Source organism: Stenotrophomonas maltophilia group sp. RNC7 (genome assembly GCF_030910085.1).
Taxonomy (GTDB): domain Bacteria; phylum Pseudomonadota; class Gammaproteobacteria; order Xanthomonadales; family Xanthomonadaceae; genus Stenotrophomonas; species Stenotrophomonas sepilia.
This window is the reverse complement of sequence record NZ_JAVFVN010000246.1, coordinates 1-649: the sequence shown is the minus strand read 5'-3', so window position 1 is coordinate 649 and position 649 is coordinate 1. Positions and strand designations below refer to the sequence as shown.

At 52.5% G+C, this 649-nt stretch carries 1 protein-coding gene; it reads right to left on the bottom strand.

The genetic code is table 11. The annotated features are described in order from the left end of the window. Positions 1-649 (bottom strand): phage terminase large subunit (locus tag RCF13_RS03060; protein WP_308140857.1); only part of this gene is annotated, 649 nt, incomplete at both ends.

The following is a 649-nucleotide window of genomic DNA, read 5'->3' as shown; positions in this document are numbered from 1 at the left end:
GTATCGAGCCGTTCCCACTTCATCAGGTCTGTCAGAACATCGCCTTCACGAATAGCCAGAACAGACCTGTCATCACCAAAGCGTGCCACGTCGATGCCGAAAAGAACCGGCTTTCCACCGCGTTTGAATTGGCGCTGTTGGGCAGAGTTCACATCGTCCCATGAGATGAACTGCATATCCGCGAGCGTTTGATACTCGCCAAGCCAGACATGCGCATACTTGGCCGGGTCAGATCGCTTGTCGCGCTCCATATCCTCCCGCAACGCTTCCGGGAAAAATGGATTATCCGAGAAGTTGGCACGAACAACAACGGCATTGTCATTCGAGGTGTTGCGCAGAAGCTTGTCAATCGGGTCTGTCGGTTGATCGGGGTTCCATGAGAACCAAAGCTCTGAGCCGTCAGCACGAAGCGTGGGGATAAGCAGATCAAGCGACTTCTGCGAAACAGTCTGCGCTTCTTCGACCCACGCCCGGTTGAAGCCTTCCAACGACTTGATTGACGCCGCATTATGGCTCTTGAGGCCACGGAAGATAATCAGGCTGTCATTCGGGCCACGAATTTCCTGATCGTTGATATCAAAATCGCCAAGAAGACCGTATTCGCCAATCTTATCTTCAATGAGCTGCTTGACGGAATCCTTGATGGAGT